This is a genomic window from Streptosporangium subroseum, assembly GCF_900188345.1.
GTDB lineage: Bacteria > Actinomycetota > Actinomycetes > Streptosporangiales > Streptosporangiaceae > Streptosporangium > Streptosporangium subroseum.
Map to the genome: position 1 here is coordinate 154,115 of NZ_FZOD01000018.1, position 6,846 is coordinate 160,960.

The following is a 6,846-nucleotide window of genomic DNA, read 5'->3' on the forward strand; positions in this document are numbered from 1 at the left end:
GGTGCACATCGCAATTCTTTTCCTGGAGCTCGGTGCTGTCCTGCTGGGGCTCGGCATCCTGGGCGCGCTGGCGCTCCGTGTCGGTATCTCCCCCATTCCCCTCTATCTCATCGCCGGTCTGGCCTTCGGCACCGGCGGCATCATGCCCCTGGCCACCAGCGAGGAGTTCATCTCGGTCGGCGCCGAGCTCGGCGTCATCCTGCTGTTGCTCACGCTCGGCCTGGAGTACAACGCCGACGAACTCGTGACCAGCCTCAAGGGCAACGCCCGCGCGGGCATCATCGACCTGGTGCTCAACGCGGCGCCCGGTGCGATCGCGGCGCTGCTGCTCGGCTGGGGTCCGGTGGCCGCCCTCGCCATGGCCGGGGTCACCTATGCGACGTCTTCGGGCATCGCCGCCAAGGTGCTGTCCGACCTGGGTTGGATCGGTAACCGGGAGACCCCGGTGGTGCTGTCGCTGCTGGTCTTCGAGGACCTGACCATGGCGATCTACCTGCCCATCCTCACGGCGGTGCTGGCCGGACTGAGCTTCGCCAGTGGTGCGATCACCGTGGCGATCGCGCTGGCCACGGTCAGCGTGGTGCTGCTGGTCGCGCTCCGCTACGGCCGGTTCATCGAGGCGTTCGTGGCCAGCCCCAACAACGAGGTGCTGCTGCTGAAGGTCGTCGGCCTCGCACTGCTGGTCGCCGGGGTGGCCCAGCAACTCCAGGTCTCGGCCGCCGTCGGAGCGTTCCTGGTCGGCATCGCGCTGTCGGGGAAGCTGGCCGAGGATGCCCAGGCGCTGCTGACCCCGCTCCGGGACCTGTTCGCCGCGGTGTTCTTCGTCTTCTTCGGCCTGCAGACCGACCCCACCAAGATCCTCCCGGTCGCCGGACTGGCCATCCTGCTCGCCGTGATCAGCATGATCACAAAGCTGCTCACCGGCGCCTACGCCGCCCGCCGGGCGGGTATCGCCAGAGCCGGCCGCGCGCGGGCCGGGATCGCGCTCATCCCGCGCGGCGAATTCAACATCGTGATCGCCGGGCTCGCGGTGACCGCCGGGGTCCATCCCGACCTGGGCCCGCTGGCGGCCGCCTATGTCCTCATCCTCGCGGCGTTCGGCCCGCTGGCCGCCCGGCTCGTCCAGCCCTTCATCACCGCCATCGCCAAACGCGCCTGAACCGACGGCCACCTGCGGTATCACATCTCAAGCGGTCGGGCGGGAGTGCCTCCGCGGAGGCGGCCGAAGTGGTCTCACCTCGGGCGGCCGTCAGCGTGTGATTCCGTCCCGTGCGTTCGGGGCTTCGAGGATGTCCTTCAGAACCTGGAGGTTCTGTGCGACGGCACCGGCTATGCCGCGGGTCGCCAGGCCGCTCAGCACGTTCAGGTTCCCGGCGTGGAGTTCGAACTCGTTGACCAGGTCCGTCGCGGTGGCCGATCCGTCGAGCCTGTAGATCGCGCGTCCCTGGAGAAGGCCGAAGCCGCCCTCTATCACGAGACGGTGGTCGCGCTCGTACTCGATGATCTCGAGTCGTTCCTGCATGGGCCGGGGGAGGCTGCGCAGTTGCTGGTAGACGCTTCCGAGGCGGGCCGGTCCCGGTGTGATCGGCCGGGTCTCGCGGATCGCGTAGTTCCAGGCGGGAAGGTTTCGCAGGTCTGCCAGGTAGTCGAAGACCACGCCGGCCGGACGCTCGATGCGCACGGTGTTGGTGAACCTCACGCGCTTTTCCGTCCGGGAGGACCTGAAGAAGTCTGTAATCATCGTCCGCTCCTTTGGTGAATCCTGGGTGGGTCACAAGAAGTTCTATGTCGTGTCATTAAATTACATGACATATATATGGCCGTCAAGCCTCCTCCCCAGCCGGTCCATCAAGCATCTCGACCGGGATGCCCGGCTCCGCTGCCTCAACGAGCAGGTCAAGGAGCACCGGGCGGTCGATTCGACCTCGAACTCGGCCTCCGTGGCCGGGTCCAGGCCGTTAAAAACTCACTGGTTTTGGACTGCGAGGCCGTGGATCATGGGCGCATGCCGAATAGTGCCCTGGATCGTGCGTGTGAGATGTGGGCGGGCCTTGCCGGCGTGCCCATCGCGTTTCCCCAGCGAGGTGGCGTGAGCGTGGTCACCTCTGCGGAATCGCGGTTGTGTCCGCCGCAGTGGGCGGGCATCGTCGCGCTGGGGGGTGCCGCGATCGCCACGGTGCCCGACAGCCGACTGGTTGAGCCCCTACGTGACACGCTGGTCAACCAGGCCGGGGAGACAATGATCGATCTCGAACGACTCAAGGCGACGCTGGCTGTGGTCGACGTCCTGGGACCGGCGACGCTGGCGTATCTCGATGCCGAGGACTTCGTAACGGTGCACGGGGCCACCGCTGTCGAGAGGCTGCCGGCGGGCCACCATGATGTTCGCGGTCTTCTGGCCGCCGCGGAAGACGCGGACGCGGATGAGAGCGGGCTGGAGGGGATCACCTCGGCGGCCTTTGTCGTGCGCGACGGTCCGGAGGTGATCGCCGCTGCCGGGTATCGATCCTGGCCCGGTTCGGTGGCGCATCTGTGCATCTTGACGGCTTCCCGATATCGGGGCCGTGGCCTTGCCCGGCTTGCGGCCTCGGCGGCGGTCGCGGACGCGCTGGAAAGCCGGTTGGTGCCGCAGTGGAGAGCGCGTCCCGAACCGTCGCGTCGCGTCGCGCGGGCGCTCGGTTTTCGAGAGCTGGGGACGCAGGTCAGCGTCCGACCCGGTCTCTGAAACCCGCAGCTGCACACGATCTCGACAGTCTCTCCTTATGAACACCATCTCGCTGTGCTTGGCTGGCTCCATGATCGAAGTTGGTCGCCTCTCTCCTCCCGACCCGATCGCCTACCTTGACCGGGTCGCCGCGAGCGATTCGGGCCGGGCCTACAAGCGGCAGATGCTGGCGATGCTTGATCTGCACCCTGGACAGACCGTGCTCGATATCGGGTGCGGGCCGGGCACGGACCTCGACGACTTGGCGGCGGGCGTCACTCAAACCGGTTCGGTCATCGGCGTCGACCACAACCCCGTCATGGCTGAGCGGGCGCGAGTCCGCCTGGCCGGACAGTCCATCGTCGACGTCCGCGTCGGCGACGCTCACGCCCTGCCCATCGATGACCGCAGCGTTGATCGAGCCCGCACCGACCGAGTGCTCCAACATGTGGCCGACCCGTCGCAGGTGCTTGCCGAGTTTTGTCGCGTGGCCCGGCCGGGCGCCAGAATCGTCATGGCGGAACCCGACTGGGACACGCTGCTGATCGACCACGACGACCTGACGATGAGTCGTGGTCTCAACCGTTTCATCGCGACGGAGATGGTCCGCAACGCCACCATCGGCCGCAGTCTCGCGAGGCTGTCCGCCCAGGCGGGTCTCATCGTCCGGTCCGTCGTGACGACCGCTCCGGTATTCCGCGACTTCGAGATGGCCGATCAGATCTTGGGGCTGCGCCGCAACGTCGTCAGAGCCATCGACGCGGGCTATCTCGACAGGGGCGCTGAGCGGTGGATCGAAGAGGTCGGTTCGACGCCCTTCCTCGCCGGCGTCATGGTTTTCCTAGTCGTCGCCGAAGCGCCGGCCTGAGTGACCTCTTTCCCGCCACGGAAGTCGTCAACGGGGCGAATGAAAGGGGCGCCGCTCAGGCGACCGAGTGGGTGATGACGCCGGTGTAGGAGCCCGCGACGGCAGAGGCCGGGATGGTGACGACAAGTGTCGGGGCCCAGCTCGTTGAGGTGTCGAACAGTAGCTTTTGTGCGCTGAACGCGGTCACCGGCGTGGACAGGGAGACTTGCTGGGCCGCGGTGGGTTGCCCGGGAGTACGAGTGATGCTGCCCGTTGAGGCGGTGACGGGGCCGGACCAGTACGCGAAACGGTCTTTCGTGATGGTCTCCGCCGACGACCCGCTCCCGGTGGTGAAATCGGTGGCCGAAGCGATCGCCGTCCAGGCGGCAAGAAGCCCTACCCGGGTGTCGACCACGGTCACCGTGCCCAAAGAGGCGCTGATCGTGCCACCTGTGGTACCGCTGCCGAGATCCGCCGAGGTGGGCACGGTGATCGCCAGTGAGTCGGCACGCCAGGCGACTGTCGAGCTTGACGCGGTCCCGGAGGCCGAGGCCGCCGGAGCGCCGAGAGCGAGCAGCAAGACGATCGACGCCGTCAGCGACAGAGGTGCGCGCGCAACGGAGTTGCCCGCATGGCTCTTCCTCACTCCGATTCCTCACAGGTGTCTCGTGGGCGATGCGCGTGGAGCATTTATTCGATGGCGCACAGAAAACCAATGGCAGCCTAGATCGCATACTTCGGGCTGCGCTTGTCAACCTCGCCTGTGGACGGCAAATCCGACGCAAAGCAACGATGGAAACTTCCGCGCCAGGATGAAGCCGGTGCCACCCGCGCCGCAGGTAGGGCCAGAGACGCCGCTCAACCGGGGCCGATGCCCTCGTTCACAGCCGGCCGCGGCCTGCCGGGCGGATCACCGGCTCGACAATTGCCAACAGTCGCTATTTGATCACCAAAAATTTCCAAATGCCCTCTCAGGCAGCTTCCGAAAGCTGATCACTGAGGAGGATGTGATCACCTAGGGACGACCCAGGCAGGGGTGGGAGTCCGATGAAGGAGATCAGCAGTGTTGAAAAGCCGTCTGTGCATCCCACTGGCAGCTCTCGCCAGCGTGGTGGCGGCCATGATGGTAGCCCTGCCCTCGCAGGCCGGCACCTGCCCCGTGTCAACCACGTGTCCCACCACGGTGACCTTCACCGTGACCGCCCCGGACGGGCTGGCGATCACCGTGCCCAACGGTTCGGTCAACGTCGGAGGCGGCACGCCGGGTAACCAGATCAGCGGACAACTCGGCGCGATCACGGTGTCCGACCAGCGCGCCACGCTCGCCGCCACCTGGACGACCTCGGTGATCGCCTCGGTGGGAGGCTTCACCACGGGCGGCGGTACGGCCTCCGAAACCATCCCCGCCACCGCCGCCCTCTACTGGTCCGGCCCCGCGACCGCCACCACCGGCACCGGCACCTTCGTCCCCGGCCAAGCCAACGCGGCGGCCGCGCAGTCGCTGGAGGTATCGCGCACCGCCTTCAGCAAGACAACCGGCTCCGGTAACAACTCCGCCACCTGGAATCCGACCATCGTGATCAACATCCCCGCCCAAGCGGTGGCAGGCACCTACACCGGCACAGTGAGCCACTCCGTTGCCTAGCCCGTTGTTGCGGTGGCCGTTTCACCGGCCCGTCTGCGCAACGCTGCTCGTGCTCCTGCTGCACGCGATGGTCGGTGCTTCAGCGGACGCAGACGCGGGCCGGGATCAGACGCGTCCGGCCGACAAGGCCCTCATCGGCGTCAGGCTGCTGGAGATTCCCGCCAACCGGATGGACGATCCGCGATCGCAGGCCTTCGTCGTCGACCATGTCAATCCCGGCACCAGCTTCACCCGGCGCTTCGAGGTCTACAGCACCTCACCCAAGCCCCAGCACGTGCAGCTGTATGCGAGTGCCGCCGGCATCAAAGGCGGCCGCTTCATCTTCGCGCCGGCCCGCACCCCCAACGAGCTGAGCTCATGGATCACGCTCAACCGCTCTGAGGCCAATCTGCCGGCGCACGGCAGCGCACCGGTGCAGGCCACCATCGCGGTGCCGGCATGGGCGGCCAAAGCAGAGCGATACGCCGTCATCTGGGCACAGGTCTCCTCTGCCGGAGCGGGTCAGAAAGGAAACATCGCGCTCGTCAATCGCGTCGGGATCCGCACCTATCTCGACGTCGGTCCGGGCGGGGAGCCGCCTTCGGACTTCCAGATCGGCCAGATAGTCCCCCGGCGCACCGACGACGGACAGCCTATGATCGTGGCAACCGTCTCGAACACCGGTCAACGCGCCATTGACCTCGATGGACAGCTGTCGCTGTCGGACGGGCCGAGCGCCCTCAGCGGCGGCCCCTTCCAAATCAACCGCGACACGACCTTGGCGCCCGGCGATCATGGAGACATCACCGCGCTGCTGGGCAGAGACCTTCCCGACGGGCCGTGGAAATTCCACCTCACCCTCCATAGCGGCCGCATCAGCCACACGACGACCGGAACGCTCACTTTCCCCGCCAAACCCGGGGCGTGGGGTCTGTCGGCCTCATCAGACTTTCCTCTGAGGCTGACCCTCGCACTCGCCGGGTTGGTGGTCCTCCTCGCCGGGGTGATCCTCCTCATCGGCTTTCGCCGATTCCGCATGCGTCGACGGACCCCGGCCACACGTCATCTCCATGGTGACCTCGCCTGATGGTGACCGGCCGACCGCCGATGATCTGGTGACGCCGACCCGCGTGGAGGGCCAAGCGGACCGCTCAGAGTAAATGGAGGAGCTCCGGAGGGGCGGGTTCGCCTCCTCCGGAGCTCGGGGTGGGGCTTAGGAGGCGTAGACCTCGAATTCGGAGAGCTGACCGGCAGGCCAGCCGCTGTTGGCGGTGAACGTCAAACGCAGATAGCGCCTGCTGGTGGCCGAGAAGGTAATGGTCGCCGTGTTACCGGTGGCGGGATTGAAGGTGTAGGTCGCCGAACCGACCACGCCGGTGAAGGTCGATCCGTCGGTGCTGCCCAAGACGCTGACCGCCTGGGTACGGGTGGCCCAGGCGGTGGCCGGCGGCAGCTTCAAAACGACCCGGCCGACGCTCACCGACGAGCCGAGATCAACGGTGACCGACTGGGGGAAGGCATTGTTGGCCGACTCCCAGTAGGTACTCGCGTTGCCGTCGACGGCGTTGCCCGAGCCGTAGGTCTGAGAATGGCTGGTCTCCGTGGTCGACCTGCCCTGCGCCAGGTTGGTGACGGGCGCCGAGCCGCCGGTGCCGGTCAGGGCCACGCTCA

Annotated in this window: 8 protein-coding genes; 5 read left to right on the forward strand and 3 right to left on the reverse strand. The window is 66.9% G+C overall.

Annotated elements, in window-relative coordinates:
- Window position 1: 1 nt before the first annotated feature.
- The gene (locus tag CHC08_RS20000) at window positions 2–1,159 is read left to right on the forward strand and encodes a cation:proton antiporter (protein ID WP_089208843.1); all 1,158 of its coding nucleotides are present in this window, start codon (window positions 2–4) and stop codon (window positions 1,157–1,159) included.
- A 90-nt stretch (window positions 1,160–1,249) separates the two neighbouring features.
- Here the strand turns inward: CHC08_RS20000 and CHC08_RS20005 are convergent, their stop codons facing one another.
- Window positions 1,250–1,741, reverse strand: coding sequence for an SRPBCC family protein (locus tag CHC08_RS20005; protein WP_089208844.1), 492 nt, complete (start codon window positions 1,739–1,741; stop codon window positions 1,250–1,252).
- A 348-nt stretch (window positions 1,742–2,089) separates the two neighbouring features.
- Between CHC08_RS20005 and CHC08_RS20010 the strand changes: the two genes are divergently transcribed.
- Window positions 2,090–2,725, forward strand: a complete 636-nt coding sequence (locus tag CHC08_RS20010) for a GNAT family N-acetyltransferase (RefSeq protein ID WP_218825384.1) — start codon at window positions 2,090–2,092, stop codon at window positions 2,723–2,725.
- A gap of 37 nt (window positions 2,726–2,762) precedes the next feature.
- A complete protein-coding gene (locus CHC08_RS20015) occupies window positions 2,763–3,572 on the forward strand; it encodes a methyltransferase domain-containing protein (RefSeq protein WP_218825385.1) in 810 nt (269 codons plus the stop codon).
- Window positions 3,573–3,627: 55 nt separating this feature from the next.
- On the opposite strand, the gene CHC08_RS20020 is transcribed toward CHC08_RS20015, so the two are convergent.
- Window positions 3,628–4,197 (reverse strand): hypothetical protein, encoded by a 570-nt coding sequence (locus CHC08_RS20020; RefSeq protein WP_089208846.1) that lies wholly within the window; start codon window positions 4,195–4,197, stop codon window positions 3,628–3,630.
- Window positions 4,198–4,614: 417 nt separating this feature from the next.
- On the opposite strand from CHC08_RS20020, the gene CHC08_RS20025 reads away from it, so the two are divergent.
- Entirely contained in the window at window positions 4,615–5,196 is a 582-nt protein-coding gene (locus tag CHC08_RS20025; RefSeq protein ID WP_245878429.1) for a hypothetical protein, read from the forward strand.
- Between the two features lie 49 nt (window positions 5,197–5,245).
- On the forward strand, window positions 5,246–6,262 hold the full coding sequence (locus CHC08_RS20030; RefSeq protein ID WP_143653284.1) for a hypothetical protein: 1,017 nt from the start codon (window positions 5,246–5,248) through the stop codon (window positions 6,260–6,262).
- A gap of 126 nt (window positions 6,263–6,388) precedes the next feature.
- Here the strand turns inward: CHC08_RS20030 and CHC08_RS20035 are convergent.
- The coding region (locus CHC08_RS20035) for a discoidin domain-containing protein (protein WP_143653285.1) at window positions 6,389–6,846 on the reverse strand (458 nt) is incomplete at its 5' end.

What these genes read in the sequence shown, in the direction of transcription:
- CHC08_RS20005 (WP_089208844.1), bottom strand. Translation starts at nt 1,741, where the DNA reads ATGATTACAGACTTCTTCAGGTCCTCCCGGACGGAAAAGCGCGTGAGG.
- CHC08_RS20015 (WP_218825385.1), top strand. Translation starts at nt 2,763, where the DNA reads ATGAACACCATCTCGCTGTGCTTGGCTGGCTCCATGATCGAAGTTGGT.